General features: G+C 53.7%; 21 protein-coding genes. 20 read left to right on the forward strand and 1 reads right to left on the reverse strand.

The features are described 5' to 3' along the window. Positions 1-24: 24 nt before the first annotated feature. The 18 genes from WC891_06850 to WC891_06935 all read left to right on the forward strand — a co-directional run bounded on the left by WC891_06850 (position 25) and on the right by WC891_06935 (position 15,947). Entirely contained in the window at positions 25-738 is a 714-nt protein-coding gene (locus tag WC891_06850; protein MFA5867659.1) for a hypothetical protein, read from the forward strand. Continuing rightward, positions 711-1,961 (forward strand): SAM-dependent chlorinase/fluorinase, encoded by a 1,251-nt coding sequence (locus WC891_06855; protein ID MFA5867660.1) that lies wholly within the window; start codon positions 711-713, stop codon positions 1,959-1,961. Before WC891_06850 ends, WC891_06855 begins: the two co-directional genes overlap by 28 nt. 5 nt (positions 1,962-1,966) lie before the next feature. Beyond that, the gene (gene xerA / locus WC891_06860) at positions 1,967-2,857 is read left to right on the forward strand and encodes a site-specific tyrosine recombinase/integron integrase (GenBank protein ID MFA5867661.1); all 891 of its coding nucleotides are present in this window, start codon (positions 1,967-1,969) and stop codon (positions 2,855-2,857) included. Positions 2,858-2,876: 19 nt separating this feature from the next. Then, positions 2,877-3,686: an RNA polymerase sigma factor WhiG gene (whiG, locus tag WC891_06865; GenBank protein MFA5867662.1), complete on the forward strand. Its 810-nt coding sequence runs from the start codon at positions 2,877-2,879 to the stop codon at positions 3,684-3,686. A 111-nt stretch (positions 3,687-3,797) separates the two neighbouring features. Then, positions 3,798-4,646, forward strand: coding sequence for a 30S ribosomal protein S2 (gene rpsB / locus WC891_06870; GenBank protein MFA5867663.1), 849 nt, complete (start codon positions 3,798-3,800; stop codon positions 4,644-4,646). Positions 4,647-4,665: 19 nt separating this feature from the next. Then, a complete protein-coding gene (gene tsf / locus WC891_06875; protein ID MFA5867664.1) occupies positions 4,666-5,199 on the forward strand; it encodes a translation elongation factor Ts in 534 nt (177 codons plus the stop codon). A gap of 3 nt (positions 5,200-5,202) precedes the next feature. Further along, the gene (gene pyrH, locus WC891_06880) at positions 5,203-5,919 is read left to right on the forward strand and encodes a UMP kinase (protein MFA5867665.1); all 717 of its coding nucleotides are present in this window, start codon (positions 5,203-5,205) and stop codon (positions 5,917-5,919) included. A gap of 20 nt (positions 5,920-5,939) precedes the next feature. Next, the gene (gene frr / locus WC891_06885; protein ID MFA5867666.1) at positions 5,940-6,506 is read left to right on the forward strand and encodes a ribosome recycling factor; all 567 of its coding nucleotides are present in this window, start codon (positions 5,940-5,942) and stop codon (positions 6,504-6,506) included. 22 nt (positions 6,507-6,528) lie between these two features. Beyond that, complete coding sequence (locus WC891_06890) at positions 6,529-7,311, forward strand: isoprenyl transferase (GenBank protein MFA5867667.1); 783 nt, start codon at positions 6,529-6,531, stop codon at positions 7,309-7,311. 2 nt (positions 7,312-7,313) lie between these two features. Continuing rightward, positions 7,314-8,096, forward strand: a complete 783-nt coding sequence (locus tag WC891_06895) for a phosphatidate cytidylyltransferase (GenBank protein ID MFA5867668.1) — start codon at positions 7,314-7,316, stop codon at positions 8,094-8,096. A gap of 12 nt (positions 8,097-8,108) precedes the next feature. Continuing rightward, a complete protein-coding gene (dxr, locus tag WC891_06900) occupies positions 8,109-9,227 on the forward strand; it encodes a 1-deoxy-D-xylulose-5-phosphate reductoisomerase (protein MFA5867669.1) in 1,119 nt (372 codons plus the stop codon). A 1-nt stretch (position 9,228) separates the two neighbouring features. Further along, positions 9,229-10,272: a M50 family metallopeptidase gene (locus WC891_06905; protein MFA5867670.1), complete on the forward strand. Its 1,044-nt coding sequence runs from the start codon at positions 9,229-9,231 to the stop codon at positions 10,270-10,272. A gap of 120 nt (positions 10,273-10,392) precedes the next feature. Next, positions 10,393-11,472 (forward strand): flavodoxin-dependent (E)-4-hydroxy-3-methylbut-2-enyl-diphosphate synthase, encoded by a 1,080-nt coding sequence (gene ispG, locus WC891_06910; protein MFA5867671.1) that lies wholly within the window; start codon positions 10,393-10,395, stop codon positions 11,470-11,472. Positions 11,473-11,563: 91 nt separating this feature from the next. Then, positions 11,564-12,988: a proline--tRNA ligase gene (proS, locus tag WC891_06915; protein MFA5867672.1), complete on the forward strand. Its 1,425-nt coding sequence runs from the start codon at positions 11,564-11,566 to the stop codon at positions 12,986-12,988. A 153-nt stretch (positions 12,989-13,141) separates the two neighbouring features. Continuing rightward, positions 13,142-13,789, forward strand: coding sequence for a glycosyltransferase family 2 protein (locus WC891_06920; protein ID MFA5867673.1), 648 nt, complete (start codon positions 13,142-13,144; stop codon positions 13,787-13,789). Positions 13,790-14,122: 333 nt separating this feature from the next. Continuing rightward, entirely contained in the window at positions 14,123-14,461 is a 339-nt protein-coding gene (locus tag WC891_06925; protein MFA5867674.1) for a type II toxin-antitoxin system RelE/ParE family toxin, read from the forward strand. After that, the gene (locus WC891_06930; protein ID MFA5867675.1) at positions 14,458-14,736 is read left to right on the forward strand and encodes a helix-turn-helix transcriptional regulator; all 279 of its coding nucleotides are present in this window, start codon (positions 14,458-14,460) and stop codon (positions 14,734-14,736) included. Before WC891_06925 ends, WC891_06930 begins: the two co-directional genes overlap by 4 nt. A 74-nt stretch (positions 14,737-14,810) precedes the next feature. Next, a complete protein-coding gene (locus WC891_06935; protein ID MFA5867676.1) occupies positions 14,811-15,947 on the forward strand; it encodes a hypothetical protein in 1,137 nt (378 codons plus the stop codon). Positions 15,948-16,300: 353 nt separating this feature from the next. Here WC891_06935 and WC891_06940 read toward each other — a convergent pair whose 3' ends face one another. Then, positions 16,301-16,807, reverse strand: coding sequence for a flavodoxin domain-containing protein (locus WC891_06940; protein MFA5867677.1), 507 nt, complete (start codon positions 16,805-16,807; stop codon positions 16,301-16,303). Positions 16,808-16,984: 177 nt separating this feature from the next. Between WC891_06940 and WC891_06945 the strand changes: the two genes are divergently transcribed. Next, a complete protein-coding gene (locus WC891_06945; GenBank protein ID MFA5867678.1) occupies positions 16,985-17,485 on the forward strand; it encodes a hypothetical protein in 501 nt (166 codons plus the stop codon). Between the two features lie 222 nt (positions 17,486-17,707). After that, positions 17,708-18,022: a divalent-cation tolerance protein CutA gene (cutA, locus tag WC891_06950; GenBank protein MFA5867679.1), complete on the forward strand. Its 315-nt coding sequence runs from the start codon at positions 17,708-17,710 to the stop codon at positions 18,020-18,022. Positions 18,023-18,038 lie beyond the last annotated feature (16 nt).

Here is an 18,038-nt window from a genome sequence, read left to right on the forward strand (position 1 = left end):
GAAAGGGTAAGGGATAAGAATAAGTTGGCTAACAAAAGAGACAAAGCGCTCTTGGAGCTGCAGGAAATTGACTCAACACTGGATAGGCTGAAGAAAGATCTGGAAACAATGCCGGAGAAGCAGGAACTGGCCGAGATAGAGTCTCAGCTTCAGGCGTCGCGGGATGAACTGGCCGAAGCCGAAAAATCGGTAGTGGATGTCGAACACAGCCAGAAAAAACGGGAAGACGAGTCGACGCGCTTCGAAGACAAAATAAAGAATGAAGAGAAAAAACTGTACGCGGGGACGGTAACGAATCCGAAGGAGCTTATGTCGCTACAACAGGAGATAAAGGTCTTGTCGGACGAGAAGGACACAGTCGACACGGAGTACTTGATCGGCCTTGACGAGTTGTCGGAAGCCCAAGGCCTGGAAGCCGGGTTGAAAAACGATTTACGCGACAGGGAAGAAAAAGCCAAAACACTGGCCGAAACAATCAGTAAGAAAAGCCGCGAGCTCAAGGAAGCTATTGCCGGCTTAGCGGAAAAAAGAGATGCTGCGCTAAAAGACATTGATGAAATGACGCTGAAGACATACGAGCAGATGAGAGTCAAGGGTCACGGGAAAGCAGTCGCGATCGCGGCGGAAGGGGTTTGCGGGGGCTGCAACCTTGAGAACTCGGAAGACAGCGGACACGGTCCCAGCGGCGGTCCAGTAAGGCGGTGCGAATATTGCCACAGAATACTGATTTCGAAATAACCTTATTCGTTGACGGCGGCTCCCGCGGCAATCCGGGACCGGCGGCCATCGGCGCCATAATCAAAAAGGACGGCTCTGAAATAGAACGGATTTCCGAGTACATTGGCGAGACCACAAACAACCTGGCGGAATACAGCGCGCTGGTAGCAGGCTTGCGGCGGGCGGCTATGCATAACGCGGGCTCGATTCACGTTAAAGCCGACAGCGAGCTTATGGTCAACCAGTTGCTGGGAAAATTCAAGGTCAAGAATGCCGCCATTAAGCCGCTGTATGAAGAAGCAGTTGCCATCCTTAAGAAATTCGATAATGTGGGTATCGAAAGAATCCCCCGGGAGAAGAACGGCGAAGCCGACGCTCTGGTTAACGAGGCCCTTGACGCGCGTACCGGCAAGAAGAAAAAGCCTAAACCGGGCAAAGGCGGGCTGGTAGGATTCTTGTCGGATTTCGGAACCGGAGACGCTTGGGCGGCGGTCGTCAAAGGCGTTATGAAAAAGGCCAATCCGTCGGTTGAGATAATCGACATCAGCCACGATGTACCCGCCTATAATATCCGTAAAGGAGCTTTTGTTCTGGAAACCGCCGTTGAACATATCCCGGCCGCGGTGTTTCTAGCGGTTGTCGACCCGGAAGTCGGCGGGCAAAGGAGATGCCTGATTATAAGCACGACTTCGGGCACATATTTGGTCGGACCGGACAACGGCTTGCTGATGCCGGCCGCCGGCAGACTGGGCGGCACGGTGGAGGCTTACGCGATATCGGTCCCTAAAGGAACAGAAAAGAGTGTGTCGGAAACCTTTCACGCCCGGGATGTTTTCGGTCCCGCGGCGGCGCGGCTGGCCGACGGAGTTCTACCTTCGGAACTTGGCGAGGAGATCGACCGGTCCGGATTAATTGCGGCGCCGTACGGACGGACGGATGTCGTCGACGGCGTGATTAATGCCGAGATCATTGACGTTGACCGCTACGGCACGCTGCGTCTGAACATACGAAGGAGTGAAGCCGAACCGGCGGGATATACAATCGATAGATCGGTTACAATCGTTTTTGACGACGGCAAAACGACTCTAAAGGTAGTCAGGACTTTCCGCGATGTCGAGCAGGGCCGCGCCATGCTGCTCTATGATTCCTCCGATTACTTATGCGTTTCCGTAAACGGGGCGCACGCCGGATTAGCCTTTGGCCTCAACGCCGGCGACCGACTGACCCTTAAGCTAACTGGCTAAGAAAGATGGAAGAGGATCTGGCCCGATACCTTGGTTACCTAGAAAGCCAGAACCGGTATTCTCCGCACACGATAGACGCCTTCGGACGCGACGTAAAAACCTTTCTGGAGTTCTTGTCACGCTCGGGAAAGACGGATTTAGGGGCTGTCGATTACCGCTTTCTTAGAAGATATCTCGCCTATTGCGACACGTTAAAGCTCTCCAAAAATACCGTCAAAAGACGTCTTTCCGCTATCAGATCGTTTCTGTCTTTTCTCTGCAGCGAAGGCCGGTTGGAGGCCAACGCGGCTATGTTGGTAGGTTTCCCCAAGGCGCCGAAAACCTTGCCTAGGGTTCTAAGCCGGGACGAGGTCGTCAAGATGATCGAGGAGCCCGGGCCCAACCTCAAAAGGTCCTTGCGCGACCGGGCGGTACTGGAACTTCTTTACGCGACCGGCCTCCGAGTCAGCGAACTCGCGTCGCTTAATGTAAGGGATTTGAATCCGGAGACAAAGGAACTACGCGTCAAGGGAAAAGGAGATAAGGAACGGATCGTTTTCTATACCGCGGTCGCCTCGCAAGCCCTGGCCGATTATGTGGCTATTGCGCGGACCAAAGACGCGGTAACGGAACCGCCTCCGGAAGCTTTGTTCATAAACAACCGAGGCGGCCGCCTGTCGGTGAGAAGCCTTCAGTATGTCGTCGAAGCGGCGGCCGGAAGAAGCCGGCTGGGACGGCGGGCCAGCCCGCATATGCTCAGGCATTCTTTCGCCACGCATCTGCTGGAGGAGGGCGCCGATTTGAGGACCATCCAGGAGCTTTTGGGGCACGCCGACCTGGCGACAACGCAGATTTACACGCATCTTGATAAACGGCGCCTTAAAAACGTCTACCGGCAAGCTCACCCGCGACCCTAAGTTGTAGTATTCTTTATTCATGAATCGAATAGAGGCGAAACCGCAACAGGACAAGGAAAAGACACAAGAGCAGAACGAGATTCAGGAGGTCTGGCGGCAATACAAAGAAACGGCGGCGCCGGAGCTTCGCGACAGGTTGATTCTGCATTATGCGCCGCTCGTGAAATACGTTGCCGGCCGCATCTATGTTAGAGTCCCCCCAAACGTCGACCACGGAGATCTGGTAAGCTGCGGCGTCTTTGGTTTAATCGACGCCATCGAGAAATTCGACTTATCAAAGAACATTAAGTTCGAAACCTACGCCATCGCCCGAGTCAAAGGCGCCATCATCGATGAACTTCGGTCCCTGGATTGGATTCCCCGCTCGATTCGCTTTAAAGCCAAAGAGCTGGAGAAGACCTACGTGGAACTCGAGGGACGCCTGAAAAGGACACCGACGGACGAGGAAGTCTGCCGGGAACTCGGAATATCCAAGGATAAGCTCCATGAAACCATTAGTCAGATCGGCAACACGGCCGTAGTAGCCCTGGACGACACCTTTACTGTCGGCAAGGATATGGACGGGCGCGTCGGCTTAATCGACATTATTGAAGACGAGACCAGCGCCGAACCGGCCGCGACCTTTGAGGTCGAGGAGATGAAGACGCTGCTCGCGCAGTCTATCGACCGCCTGCCGGAGCGGGAAAAGACCGTTATCGCGCTTTACTACTACGAAGGCCTAACATTGAAGGAGATCGGCGAGGTTCTGGGGGTAACGGAATCACGCGTCTCGCAGATGCACACGAAGGCCATTCTGCAGCTAAAAGCAAAGCTGAAGCAGTATATTTAATTTGAACGGGTAAAAATATCTGTGATAAACTAGACGTTGCGTCTCTAAGGAAGAGACGCGCGTATTTTTTTGCAAAAAAAGGGGGTGAGACAAGAATTGGCAATTATCTCGATGAAGAGCCTTTTAGAAGCGGGCGTACATTTCGGTCATCAGACAAGACGCTGGAATCCCAAGATGAAGAAGTACATCTACACCGAACGCAACGGAATCCACATTATCGACCTGGAACAATCGCTCGACTTCATTGATAAGGCCTACGGATTCGTTAAGGATGTGTCGACGAAAGGCGGGATGGTGCTGTTCGTGGGGACCAAGAAACAGGCCCAGGAAGGCATCAGGGAACAGGCCGACCGGTGTGATATGCCGTATGTGAACCAGCGCTGGTTGGGCGGTACGCTGACCAATTTCGTCACCATTAAGGAGCGGTTGCGCCGACTGGAAGAGCTCGAAAAGAAAGACGAGAGCGACGACTGGGGAGGCCTGCCCAAAAAGACCATCCTGCAACTAAAGCGCGAAAAGGAAAAGCTGGCCATCAGTTTAGGCGGTTTACGCAGGATGAATAAGCTGCCGGACATTATGTTCGTCATAGATGGCCGCAAAGAAGCCCTCGCCATAAAGGAGGGCCGGAAACTGGGAACGCCCATTATCGGGCTGATAGACACGAACAGCGATCCGGACGATGTGGACTACATCATCCCGGGCAATGACGACGCTATCCGCTCGGTCAACCTGATCGCCAGGGTAATAGCCGACGCCGTCATGGAAGGCAAAGCGGGCTCCCAGGCGGTAAAGGACGCCGAGGCGGCCGCGGCGGAAACAGCCGCCGCAGAAGCTCCAACAAGCGAGCCAGCCTCTGCCGAGCCAGCCTCTGCCGAGGCTCCATCCTCGGCCAAGGATCCCGCCGCCGCTGAAGCTCCGGCGGGCAGGACGGCTGGTAAACCGGCTGTGGAAACAAAATAAACGAAAGGAAGAGAAGAACTTGGCATCAGTAGATGAAATCAAGAACCTTCGCGAAGTTACCGGCGCCGGCGTCATGGACTGCAAACGGGCGCTGACCGAATGCGGCGGTGACGCTGCCAAGGCGGCTGATTTCCTAAGGGAGAAAGGCCTCTTGAAAGCGGCCGATAAAAGCGAGAGAACGGCCAACGAAGGCCTGGTCGAGCCCTACATTCACGGGGGAGGCCGGCTGGGGGTCCTGGTCGAGATAAACTGCGAGACGGACTTCGTCGCCAGAAATGAAGCGTTCAAGCAGTTCGCTCACAACGTCGCCATGCATATCGCGGCGGCCGCGCCGGATTACGTTAAGGAAGACGATGTGCCCAAGGAAATCCTGAAGGGCATGTCCGACGCCGAGGCGAAGGATTATCTTAAGGAAAAAGTCCTTTTGAACCAAGGCTTTGTCAGGGATGAGTCGATGACTATCGGTCAATTGCTGACCGACCTGGCCTCAAAGACCGGAGAGAATGTTGTCATCAGACGATTCGCTCGTTTCGGCCTGGGCGAGGAAGGATAACAGATGCCGGAACCGGTATATAAACGGGTTCTGTTAAAGCTGAGCGGAGAATCGTTGGCCGACCCCGACTCCGGAACCGGCTTGTGCTACGAAATAATCGGCGCCATCGCCGAACAGATTAAAGCCGTCCACGATGAAGGTGTGGAAATAGCCATCGTCGTGGGCGGCGGTAACATTTTTCGGGGCGCTCCGGCCGAGAAACATGGTATCGAGCGGGCGACCGGAGACTATATGGGTATGGTGGCGACGGTAATCAACGCGCTGGCCATGCAGAACGCGCTGGAGCAGCACGGCGTTTTCACCCGCGTCCAATCGGCCATCTCCATGCAGGAGGTCGCCGAACCCTATATCAGGCGGCGGGCTGTCAGGCACCTTGAGAAAGGCCGAGTCGTCATCTTCGCGGCCGGCACCGGCAACCCGTACTTCACAACGGACACGGCCGCTTCGCTTAGGGCTTTGGAGGTCGAGGCGGACGCGATTATAAAAGCCACTCGCGTCGACGGCGTTTACGACTCAGACCCGGAAACCAATCCGTCGGCGAAGCTGTTTGACTCTTTGTCATACATGGACGTAATAAACCGCGATTTAAAGGTGATGGACGCAACGTCAATCACACTTTGCCGGGACAACAGCCTGCCCATAATCGTCTTCAACATCACCGAACCCGCCAATATCAAGAAAGTCATCCTGGGGGAGAAAATCGGTACTATCGTTTCCTAGAACCAACTCAAGGAGGGACAATGGACCAGTTCAGCGGCAAAATCGAGGTTGACGCCGAGCACCGGATGAAAAAAGCGATCCAGGTTTTGAGAGACGAGTTCATGACCGTCCGTACAGGCAGGGCGTCGACTGCTTTGCTAGACAGGCTAATGGTGGAATATTACGGCGCCGAAGCGCCGCTTATCCAGCTGGCGACCGTATCCGCGCCGGAACCGCGGCTTCTTGTAGTGCATCCGTTCGACAAAACGTCCATCCCGGCCATTGAGAAAGCCATTCAACAGTCGGACTTGGGGATAACCCCCGGCAACGACGGCAACGTAGTGCATCTGCCTATTCCTCCGCTAAACGAAGAGCGCCGCAAAGACCTGATTAAAGTAGTCAAAACGATGGCCGAGGAAAGCCGGGTTGCCATCAGAAACGTCAGACGCGACGCCAACGAACATCTGAAGTCTCTCAAGAAGGACAAGAAAGTTTCCGAGGACGATGAACGTCGGGCTGAGGAAGAAACGCAGAGACTAACCGACAAATACATTAAAGAAATCGACGAGATGCTTAAGAATAAGGAGCAGGAGATATTGGAGGTGTAGCGCGGGCCTCCGGTATATTGATATGAAAAAGACAACAGGTCTTCGCGCGGACGGTTCCGGCGAAGACCTATTTCTAGGAAAAATAGATAGGGCTAGAGTCCCGGCGCATGTCGCCATCATCATGGACGGCAACGGCCGCTGGGCCAAGAAACGCGCATTGCCGCGCATCGCAGGTCACAGGGCTGGCGTCAAATCGGTAAAGAGAGCGCTTGAAGCCGCCCGGAACTTGGGGGTCGATTACCTTACCCTGTACGCTTTCTCGCTGGAGAACTGGCGCCGGCCGGAGGATGAAGTCAGCGGGCTGATGAAGCTTTTGGTCGAAACGATCAAGGGCGAGCTGAAAGAACTGAACGATCAAGGCATAAGGTTAAAAGCCTTGGGCAGATGGCGCGAGTTGCCGCCAGAGATTGTCGCGGAGATTGAAAAGTCGTTGGACTTGACGGCGGGCAACACAAAAGGCAACCTGGTCCTGGCGGTCAACTACGGCGGCCGCGCGGAGATCGTCGACGCCGCCAAGCGCTTGGCGGCCGAGGCCTCCTCGGGCGCGATAAATCCTGAGGATATCGACGAGGATGTTTTCGCTGCCAGATTATATGACCCCGAAATCCCGGATCCGGATTTGTTCATAAGAACCAGCGGGGAGATGCGCGTCAGCAACTTTCTATTATGGGAAATCGCCTACACGGAAATGTGGGTTACGCCGGTTTTATGGCCTGATTTCGACAAGAGAGACTTTTACGAGGCGGTCTACGAGTATCAAAAGCGTTCCAGGCGGTTCGGCGGCCTGGACCCTGAGGCAGGTTAAACATGCTGTGGGTTAGGATTGTCAGCGGACTTATCGGGGCTCCGATTCTGGTCGGCTTGATATGGCTGGGGTACTGGCCGTTCGCGGTGGCGGTTATCGCTTTATCTCTGATTGCGTTGCTGGAATACTACGCGCCGTGGCCGAACAAAAACATATTTCCGGTGACCTGGCTGGGCGTCTTGTTTGGTCTCACTTTTCCGGTTATGGTGGCGGCGGGTTTCCGTCAATTGATTATGGTTTTCATGGCGGCGCTGGTCGCCTCTGTCTTGATATGGCAGATATTTACGGCCCGCCGGGCGCGCGCCGGTCTTGACGCGGGTGTAACAGTCTTGGGATCGCTCTATGCGGGGCTTTTCCCAAGTTTTCTGATCTTGACCTACCGTCTGGGATCCGGCCGGGACATTATCCTGGCCGCGGTCGTCTGCGTCTGGGCTTGCGATATGGCCGCGTTCTTTATCGGTAAGGCCATCGGAAGACACAAATTAGCGCCGGAAATCAGCCCCCAGAAAACGATTGAGGGAGCGGTGGCCGGCGCGGTCGCGGCGCTGTCGACTGGCGTTTTCTTTTCGGTTATTGGTTGGCTGAGCTGGCCCAAGGGCATTTCGCTGGGAATTACCGTAGCCGTCATCGCGCAGCTGGGAGACTTGGTCGCCTCGATGCTTAAGAGGGAAGTGGGCATTAAGGATTTCGGCCGCATCATCCCCGGTCACGGAGGAGTTTTAGACAGATTCGACGGTTTGTTTTTCGCCGCCCCGTTTATTTACATTTTGTTCTACCTGTATTAGGAGACCGTATTTATGGAAAATATCGTAATCCTCGGCTCGACCGGCTCCATCGGCCGCCAAGCGCTGGACGTGATAGCCGCTTACCCCGACGAATACAATGTTGTCGGGTTGTCGGCATTCTCAAACGCGGTTCTTTTAAAAGAGCAGGCAGCGGCCTTACCCGGCAACCCGAAGACCGCGCTGGCTTCAGGCATCGGCCTTGAAGGCATCCTGGAGCTGTGCCGTCTGAAAGAAGCCGACACGGTCATAAACGCCCTGGTTGGTTCAGCTGGCTTACGGCCGACTCTAGAATCCCTTAAAGCGGGCAAGCGCCTGCTTCTGTCAAACAAGGAGAGCCTGGTGGCGGGAGGTGAGCTTGTGATGAGGGCGGCCAGAGCTGCCGGCTGCGACATAATCCCGATCGATTCGGAGCATTCGGCCATCTTCCAGTGCCTGACGGGTGAAAACATGTCCGAAGTCAAAAGGATTATTATAACCGCGTCCGGCGGACCGTTTCGCGGCCGGACGCGCGCGCAGTTGCTGAATGTGACTGTGGAAGACGCGCTGGCGCATCCCCGCTGGACCATGGGCCCGAAGATTACAATCGACTCAGCGACCTTGATGAATAAGGGGCTTGAGGTCATCGAGGCGCATTTCCTGTTCGGCCTGCCGTACGAGCAGATCGACGTGGTTGTTCACCCGCAGAGCATTGTCCATTCTTTGGTCGAGTTCGTCGACGGCAGCGTGCTGTCGCAACTGGGTCCGACCGATATGAGGTTGCCGATCCAATACGCGTTGACCTATCCTACCCGGCGTCCGACGCCGGCGGGCTTCATCGACCTGATACACCTTGGCAAGCTGACGTTTGAGGCCGCCGATAGAAAGACATTTCCGTGTCTGGAATACGGCTATGAGGCGGGGCGGCGGGGCGGCACCTACCCGGCCGCCGTCAACGCGGCTAACGAGGAAGCCGTGACGGCCTTCCTGAAAGCGGATATCGGGTTATCCGACATCCCGGCCGTTATCGAAGAGATTTTGGAAAGCCACACCGGCCAAGCCGCCGACTCTATAGAGGCCATCGAAAACGCGGAGAAGTCGGCTCGCGCCGGCGCTTTGGCCTATATCAATACGGTCACGGAGGGCTGGTCTTAACGTGTGGTATATTCTGCTAGGAATCCTGGTCATCAGCATAATTGTGATTGTTCATGAGTTCGGACATTTCGGATTCGCCAAGCTGTTCGGCATTCCGGTAGATGTTTTTTGTCTGGGCTACGGCAAACCGATCATCAAGAAAAAGATCGGCGGCACCGTCTATGGCGTCGGGCCGATACCGTTTGGCGGCTACGTTAAAATCCCAGGTCTGGACCCGCGGGAGAAGGAAATGCTCCCCCCGGAAGAAGCTGAGAAGTTTTTTCTATACCCATACTGGAAGCGCGTCCTGATGGTGACGGGCGGGCCGGTCGCCAATACGATTCTGGCCTTCCTGGTCTATGTGGTTATCTTCATGGTCGGCGTCCCTGGCGTAACGACGACCATAGATAGCGTAGAAGCCAAATCCCCGGCGGCCAAAGCGGGTATAAAAGCCGGCGACAAGATTGTGGCGATTAACGGCGCCAGTGTTACGACATGGCAGCGGGCGGTCGAGAAACTACAGGGCGCCAAGGGCGATACGGTTAAAGTCACCGTCGTGCGAGATGGCAAGAAAATTACCTTAACCAGCGGTTTCGGCACAAAGGACGGCGCCCGCTATATCGGCATCGTCGCCAAGAGGACTACCTATAACATCGGTATGGGTTTCTTTCCGGCAGTTCAAGCTGCTTTCATATGGGTAGCCACGTTGTTCTACGAGATATTTAGAAGCCTTGTCCTGCTGCTGATGGGAAGGTTGCCGTTCCGGCCGATGAGTCCTGTCGGCATCGTACAGGTAACGAGCCAAGCCGCCCAACACGGCTATATAATCTTCCTGAATTTCGTGGCCTTTATAAACGTCGCGATCGGAGCGACAAATCTGATACCGATTTTCCCGTTGGACGGGGCGAGGGCCCTGCTATGGACGGTCGAGCGGGTGATAAGACGGCAGCTTTCCAACCGCGCGGTTTACGCTTACCAGTTCACCGGCGTCGGCCTGCTGCTCTTGGCCACTATTTGGGCTCTTTATCTTGATATTTTTAAGGCCATACCCGATCCGTTTAAGTAGACTGAAGTGAAAATGGAAGTGAGTTTTGGGGTGATTGTTGAAGTGAAGATAGATGCTCTTTTTCACTAACATCACTCCGAAATTAACCTAGGTCACTAGAAAAAGGTCAATCTTTTGAACATTGTCAGATTGAAGACTCGACAAATCAATATCGGCGGTGTAACGGTCGGCGGCAACGCCCCTGTCCGCGTTCAATCCATGACCAACACCAAGACCGCCGACGTCGAGAAAACGCTCAAGCAGATCAAACGGTTGGAGAAAGCGGGCTGCGAGTTGATCCGCGTTTCGGTGCCTGACGAACAATCGGGCAACGCGATTAAGGACATAAAGCCCGACATGAAGGTTCCGCTTATCGCCGACGTTCATTTCGACTGGCGGATGGCCATACTGGCCATGCAAAACGGCGCGGACTGCGTCCGGATAAATCCCGGCAACATGCGAGACCAGGATATATCGGCGGTGGCCGCGGAGGCTAAGAAACTCGACAAAGCCATGCGCGTCGGCGTCAACGCCGGCTCAATCAGGGAAGACATCCTTAAGAAACACGGCCACCCGACGCCGGAGGCTCTAGTGGAAAGCGCGGTCGCCGCGTCCGCCGTTCTGGAGAAGGCCGGCTTTAACGAGTTCAAGATATCCGTCAAAGCCAGCTCGCCGACCTCGACCATTGACGCCTATCGGCTGCTATCGAAGCAATCCGAATACCCGCTTCACATCGGCGTAAGCGAGGCCGGTCCTTTTGTCTCCGGGACTGTCAAATCGTCGGTAGGTTTGGGAATTCTCCTCTCTGAAGGCATCGGGGACACAATGCGTGTTTCCTTGACGGCCGATCCCGTGGACGAGGTGTTTATCGCCAGGGAGATCTTGTCGTCGCTGGGTTTGATTAAGAAACTAGACATTATCTCCTGCCCGACCTGCGCCCGGACAAGTTTTGACTTAATCGAACTGGTCAGGGACGTCGAGGAAGAGCTTGGCAAGGGCGATTATCCGCCTATCACGGTGGCCATAATGGGATGCGTTGTGAACGGACCGGGCGAAGCCAGGGAAGCAGATATAGGCCTGGCGGCGGGTAAGGGCAAGGGAGCGATTTTTAAGAACGGTGAGGTAGTTCGCACGGTCAATGAAGACGATTACCTCGACGAATTAATGCGCGAGATAGATATAATAAAGCGGGATTATAAAGAAAACGACTGGCAACACTAAAGATTTCCTCTCCCCTACGGGGAGAGGATTAAGGTGAGGGGACCAAGCCCCACAAGGAGCGCATGTGACCGATCTAACTATAGATGAGAAGATGCCCGAGAAGCTGACCAAGAAGAGTCAGAATATGTCCCGCTGGTACACAGACGTCATCAGGATGGCTAAACTGGCCGACTATGCGCCCGTCAAGGGCTGTATGGTTATCATGCCGTACGGTTTCGCTCTGTGGGAGAACGTCAGGGACGCGCTGGACAGCCGCATCAAGGAAACCGGCCACGTAAACGCGTATTTCCCGCTCCTCATTCCGGAGAGTCTCCTCCAAAAAGAGGCCGAGCACGTGGAAGGCTTTGCGCCGGAGGTCGCCTGGGTGACGGTCGGGGGCGGGGAAGTGCTGGAAGAGCGCCTGGCCATCAGACCGACCAGCGAAGCTATTATATGCTCAATGTACAGCAAATGGATCAGGAGCTACCGCGACCTGCCGGTCCTAATCAATCAGTGGGCCAATATCCTTCGTTGGGAGAAGGTCACGCGGCTATTCCTGAGGACAACGGAGTTTCTCTGGCAAGAAGGGCACACTGTGCACGCTACGGCCGAAGAGGCCGAAGCCGAGGCTTTGAAAATGCTCGACGTCTACCGGGAGTTTGCCGAGAACGTCCTGGCCATGCCGGTACTGGTCGGCCTCAAATCGGAATCGGAGAAATTCGCCGGCGCGTCAACGACCTACGCAATAGAGGCTTTGATGAGCGACGGGAAGGCTTTGCAGGCCGGCACCTCGCACGACCTGGGCCAGCATTTCGCCAAGGCCTTTGATATCAAGTTCCTGGACAAGGACGAAACCGAGAAGTTCGGCTGGCAAACGTCATGGGGCGTATCAACGCGGTTGATCGGAGGATTGGTCATGACGCACGGCGACGACGCGGGCTTGATCATGCCGCCTCGCATCGCGCCCGTCCAAGCTGTAATCGTGCCGATATGGGACGACACCAACAAAGAGGCGGTCGGGGCGGTCGCCAACGCTTTAAAGGACGCGCTGAGTAAGAAGTTTCGTGTAGAAGCGGACCTTCGCGACGAGTACAGACCGGGCTGGAAATTCAATGAACACGAGCTTCGCGGTGTACCTCTGCGAATTGAAATCGGTCCCAAAGACATAGAGAAAGACCAGGTTGTAGTGGTTAGACGGGACACCAAAGAAAAGATATTCATACCTCAGGCACAACTTGAATGTGAGGTTGAGCGTTTACTGGAGGAAATCCAGCAATCTCTATACGCAAAGGCCTTAATATTCCAGAAGGAGAATACATTCAAAGTAAAAACGCTGGACGAGATGAAGAACGTGATGCGACAAACGCGCGGATTCATGGACGCGCACTGGTGTGAGTGTCCCGAGTGCGAGGATAAGGTCAAAGCAGAAACCAAAGCGACCATACGGGTGCTGCCGTTCAACGAAGAGCAGACGGATGGAAAGTGCGCAGTCTGCGGAAAACCGGGAAGGCGAGCAATCTTTGCCCAAGCATATTAAGCTCAAGATAAATAGACTCGCATGCTGCTCGCGATCTACCATCGTTAGTGCTTTGGGGTCAGGCCCTTTCTTCTTAAGTGATAGGGCCTGACCCCATGTTTCAAGAAAAGCATTGGTTTGCCGATAAACCCTTCGATAAAGGATAATCAGAGCATGAAAGTAATCGTGATCATTCCGGCATATAACGAAGCGGAGAGGATCGGAGCCGTCATCGGCGCCGCTAAGGCCTGCCGGGAGGTTGACGATATCCTGGTAGTTGATGACGGAAGCAAGGATGATACCGTAGAGGCGGCCAAGGAATACGGCGTAAACGTACTGGCTTTGTCTCACAACATAGGCAAAGGCGGGGCAATGTGGTCCGCGATCATGGCCACGGACGCTGACGTGGTCGTTTTTATAGACGCCGACCTGCAGGGATTACGCCCCAAACACCTAGCGGCATTGATCCGGCCGATGCGGGAAGACGAAACCCTGGACATGACGGCCGGCCGTTTTACAGGCGGCCGCATGGCAACCGACATGTCGCAGAAGTTCATGCCCAGCATAAACAGCCAGCGTGCCATCAAACGATCTCTCTTGCTGAAGGTCCCCGACTTTAGTAAATCCAGGTTCGGCGTTGAAACAATTATTAATGAATATATCAAGAAAAACGGGGCCAACGTCCTGGAAGTGCAGCTGGCGGGCGTTTCTCATGTTATGAAAGAAGAGAAAGACGGCCTTGTCAAAGGCGCTTCTGAACGCGCGAAAATGTACGGAGACATAATTAAGTCAAAGGTCAAGAAACAAGAACCTAAGAAATAGTAGGGAAAGAAATAGACTCGCATGCAGCCTGCCTGCCGCAGGCAGGCTCGCGGCCTACCATCGTTTTTGCTTTGGGGTCAGGCCCTTTCTTCATAAGCGACAGGGCCTGACCCCGTGTTTCAAGTCGCAACGCCTTCGCGAACAATGCTCTCCGCTCGTGCGTGATTTGTCTGCATGCACGATATTATAAGTGCTAATTTTTCCCCCTGGGGGAGAGGAAGGAAACCCAGGGTCGAGGCTCCCGCCCGCCCTCAGTCGAGACTCGCACAACATGGGCGCTCGGCCATACTATTTAAAGACTATTTACCGAATATAACTTATAGGATATAATTAGTGAAGAAGTGGAAGATTGAGTACTACACAACTGAAGCAGGGCATGTACCGGTTCGTGATTTCATCGACGACATGCCAATAAAAGCGAAAGCCAAAACCTTTCACACGTTCGTTCTTATCGAAGAATACGGGCCGTTAGTCGGAGAACCGCACGTCAAGTATCTTGAGAAGGGTCTGTGGGAGATCCGGATTAGCGCGCTCGAGGGCATTTACAGACTAATGTTCACAACAGTAAAAGGGAAGATTATTATTCTGCTTCATGGATTTCAAAAGAAATCTCAAAAAACGCCTTTAGGTGAATTAAGGACCGCGAGAGCTAGGTTGCGGGAGGTCAAATGAAAAACTACACGTGGGAAGAACATAAGAAAGAATTGCTAAAGGATCCCGAATTCTGCCGCGACCTAGAGGCGTGCGAACCGGAATTTGCCTTAGCGCGCGAAATAATTAAAGGTAGGATACAGGCAAGTCTTACACAGTCGGAATTGGCCAAGAAAGCGGAAACCAGCCAGGTCGTGATATCCCGCCTCGAAAATGGGCGAATGAATCCATCGGTTAACCTGCTCAAACGGGTTGCCAAAGGTCTCGGCAAACATATCTCAATCTCTTTTAAATAGACGCAACATTGTATTCCTCTCCCTGCCTGCCGGCAGGCAGGCCTCGAGAGGGAGAGGGTAGGGTGAGGGTGAAAATGCGTAAGTTTTTCACGGTCATATTCTTTCTTCTGTTTACTTTACTATTTACCTTCGTTCTGCTGCTTGGCGAACTGAAGTTCTACGTCCTGACGCCAGCTTTCATCAAAGACCCGATGCGGGAGACGCAAGTCTACAGTAAACTTGTCAAGAATGCCGACGCCTTGACAAGCATCATGCAAGGCCAGGACCCGGCGATTGAGCAGGGGATCGCACAGATGCCGGAGGCGGCGCAGAAACTATCACAGGCAATGCTGAAATCGGTGGATGAGAAGTGGATGGAGAGGGAAGCGGAAAAGGGAATTGACGCGCTTTACGCATACGCGACGACTGACCAGCCGGACGTAAAGATAAGCCTCGACCTGAAAGACTTTAAGACCAGGTTGCGCAAGAATCTCTACACATACATGCTGGAAGAATATAACAAGTTGCCGGAAGTACCGTTGGAGCAATTCGATCAGCAGATGGCGCAGAAACCAGGCCAGTTTCCAACCACGCGGCCGGCCGGCTTCACTCTTGAGCAGACTCTAGCCAAAACCGGCCTGAATCCTTTGGACGAGATTATGAAGAACATCCCGGACAAGTACGACTCCAGCTTTACTGATAAAAACCAACCCGAAGCTATGGAGGGCCTGGCAGGATTCAAGCAAGTGAAGACCGTGCTTAACGCCCTGAGCATTATTTTCTGGGTTTTGCTGGGGGTAATTATCGTCTTCCTCCTACTGTTCGCCAAGCTAACCAGTAGAACACTGTTGGAATTCTTGATGCGTCTAGGCATCTTCTTATCCGCGGCGCTGGTTCCATTCTTAACATTTGCCATCCTGTGGTATGTGACGACAAACATATTCCTGGTTGAAGGACTGGCTCGCCTAGATTTCCCGTCGCTGGTGGTCAAGCAGATCGTTGAACCGTTGGCAGCGTACACAGTCGGCCGGGTGTTCATACATCTGTTGGCCTGGTCCGGCGCAATGTCGGTGGTTGGGCTTGCCCTGGCGATACCTACAGGAATCATACTTAGACGCAAACCAACACCCCCGAGACCAGAAGAACCTACGCCTACAGAAACGAAACCCTTGGAACCAAAACCCGATAATACTCTTCGACCGAGCGTAGCGAGTGGAGAAGCCGCAAAATAGTCTCGCCTGCCGCCTGCCTGCCGCGGGCAGGCTCGCGGCCTACCATCGTTTTACTTTGGGGTCAGGCCCTTTCTTCATAAGCGATAGGGCCTGACCCCGTGTTTCAAGTCGCAACGCCTTCGCGAACAATGCTCTCCGCTCGTGCGTGATTTGCCTGCATGCTTGATCTTATTATTTCCTCTCCCCTGCGGTCTATACAGAGAGGTTAGGTGAGGGGGACGAAGTGAGGGTGCCGCTTGCCGGCACTTTAATGAAAATCAAGCGGGATCAGGTCTTTAATGGAGACTGAGGGCGATCAGGAAATTCCGGATAATGTTGCAGTTAGTTTGTGTGGCGATAAGTGACTCCAGCGCCTAACGCAATGACGCTGCTATTTCTTTAGCCCAAGACGTAACAGCTTCCCAATCGCGGAAGTCACCGAGCGAGCCTTTAGCTTTCTTTATCATCCACTTTTCCAACCCCTTTAGCTTCTCAAGATCGACCGCGCCTCTGAAGATAACAATACCTCGAGGTTTTATGAGAGCGGCGACGTCCTTAAGCTTCTTGGGTAGATTTCCTCCGTCCATAAACGCGTCGTCTTCCTCTTCACCTGTCGGCCCGCTTGAAAAAATCCAGACAGGTTTATCGGCCAGCGCTTCTTCATTCGCCTGTATGAATTTCACGGCCTTCTTGCGCCAAAGCCCAATATAAACAGCGCTACCAATTATGAATGCGTTATAGGACGACACATCACCAACCTTATCAACCGGCGTCACGTCAACCTGTAAACCGGCCTCACGCAGAGTCTCTCCAATCTTCTCGGCGATTTCCGCTGTCGCGCCGTACTTGCTGGCATACGCGACCAGTATTTTCCCTTCCATGTATCCTCCTCATGTTTTAATATGCAACTTCCAGATATTTTAGATTATCACTAACTGGGCTGGTGTGATGGCCGTTGCGACTATCATTTATCTGGTGTTCTTTAAATAGTCTTTACATTTCTCTTCAGAGTGGTTTAATGGGCGTGAGAAGACGCAAGAAGGGGGGGGGGTGTTGAAATGAAGAAAAGCGTAATTCTTGTATTGGCCGTAATGTTTCTGCTTGTCGTAGCGCTTGGAGGAACTGCGGCGGCGGGCGGTGGATTCGACGAATTCGGATATAACTACACAGCCCGCATTTTCAACGGCACAGGCGAATCTTGGTCTCTGGCCAAAGGCCTGCCGACCGATTATCTGGGCATATATGCCCACGACAAACTCATCATGAAATGGAATGCGGAATGGGATCGCGGCAATGCCGAGGGTTGGTCAAATCCGCCTTACAATGCTTGGGAAGATAATGAATGGAACGGGATGAAACCCGGTGGATCGGGCGCAGTCTGGCACTACAAGATCATCTGGGTCGGTTCGGAGATGGAGGCCGGTCCGTACTGGCGCGAGGGCGGCTATCCTATTTGGGGCCAGTTCGAAGTGATAATGGATCAGGGGATAGACCCTTCTTACGGACCAGGTCATATGTGGTTCGCAAAAGCGATTCCCTGCGGGTACGACGCCAAGTGATCTCAGATACTTGAGATGTGTCAAAAGGACCGTCTTAATAAAGCGGTCCTTTTGCATTTTTAACGGCCGGAGCCGGGGGTTGGACTGATAGTGTTACGGCTAAACCGGGCAAGACGCTGGATTTAGGCGACGTCATGCTTCATCCCACACTACCGTTCCCGTAGGTTTCTGCCTAAACTACGTTAGATTCGCATTTATTGAATATATTGATACCATAGGGTCATGATACAAATTCAGACGACAGTCGCCACCAAAGAAGAGGGCGAGAAGATCGCCGATGCGCTTGTGCAAGCAAAACTGGCCGCTTGCGTCCAAATTATCGGGCCGATAACCAGCATGTACAGCTGGAGAAACAAGGTCGAAACCGCCCAGGAATGGCTAATACTAATAAAAACCCGTACCGACCTTTACGACCGAGTCGAGAAAGAGATTCTGGCTTTTCATTCTTACGAGACTCCAGAAATCATAGCCATACCCATCGAGCGGTCATCGGCGGAGTATCTTGGCTGGCTAAACGAAGAGACCATAGGAGACTAAATGCCCAAAAGGGAGA

It is taken from the genome of Actinomycetota bacterium (assembly GCA_041658625.1).
Lineage (GTDB): Bacteria > Actinomycetota > JAHEXW01 > JAHEXW01 > JAHEXW01 > JBAZZW01.

Coding starts and splice junctions, on each gene's coding strand:
- xerA (MFA5867661.1), top strand. CDS start 1,967: ATGGAAGAGGATCTGGCCCGATACCTTGGTTACCTAGAAAGCCAGAAC.
- whiG (MFA5867662.1), top strand. CDS start 2,877: ATGAATCGAATAGAGGCGAAACCGCAACAGGACAAGGAAAAGACACAA.
- rpsB (MFA5867663.1), top strand. CDS start 3,798: ATGAAGAGCCTTTTAGAAGCGGGCGTACATTTCGGTCATCAGACAAGA.
- pyrH (MFA5867665.1), top strand. CDS start 5,203: ATGCCGGAACCGGTATATAAACGGGTTCTGTTAAAGCTGAGCGGAGAA.
- frr (MFA5867666.1), top strand. CDS start 5,940: ATGGACCAGTTCAGCGGCAAAATCGAGGTTGACGCCGAGCACCGGATG.
- WC891_06890 (MFA5867667.1), top strand. CDS start 6,529: ATGAAAAAGACAACAGGTCTTCGCGCGGACGGTTCCGGCGAAGACCTA.
- WC891_06895 (MFA5867668.1), top strand. CDS start 7,314: ATGCTGTGGGTTAGGATTGTCAGCGGACTTATCGGGGCTCCGATTCTG.
- dxr (MFA5867669.1), top strand. CDS start 8,109: ATGGAAAATATCGTAATCCTCGGCTCGACCGGCTCCATCGGCCGCCAA.
- proS (MFA5867672.1), top strand. CDS start 11,564: ATGCCCGAGAAGCTGACCAAGAAGAGTCAGAATATGTCCCGCTGGTAC.
- WC891_06920 (MFA5867673.1), top strand. CDS start 13,142: ATGAAAGTAATCGTGATCATTCCGGCATATAACGAAGCGGAGAGGATC.
- WC891_06930 (MFA5867675.1), top strand. CDS start 14,458: ATGAAAAACTACACGTGGGAAGAACATAAGAAAGAATTGCTAAAGGAT.
- WC891_06935 (MFA5867676.1), top strand. CDS start 14,811: ATGCGTAAGTTTTTCACGGTCATATTCTTTCTTCTGTTTACTTTACTA.
- WC891_06940 (MFA5867677.1), bottom strand. CDS start 16,807: ATGGAAGGGAAAATACTGGTCGCGTATGCCAGCAAGTACGGCGCGACA.
- WC891_06945 (MFA5867678.1), top strand. CDS start 16,985: ATGAAGAAAAGCGTAATTCTTGTATTGGCCGTAATGTTTCTGCTTGTC.
- cutA (MFA5867679.1), top strand. CDS start 17,708: ATGATACAAATTCAGACGACAGTCGCCACCAAAGAAGAGGGCGAGAAG.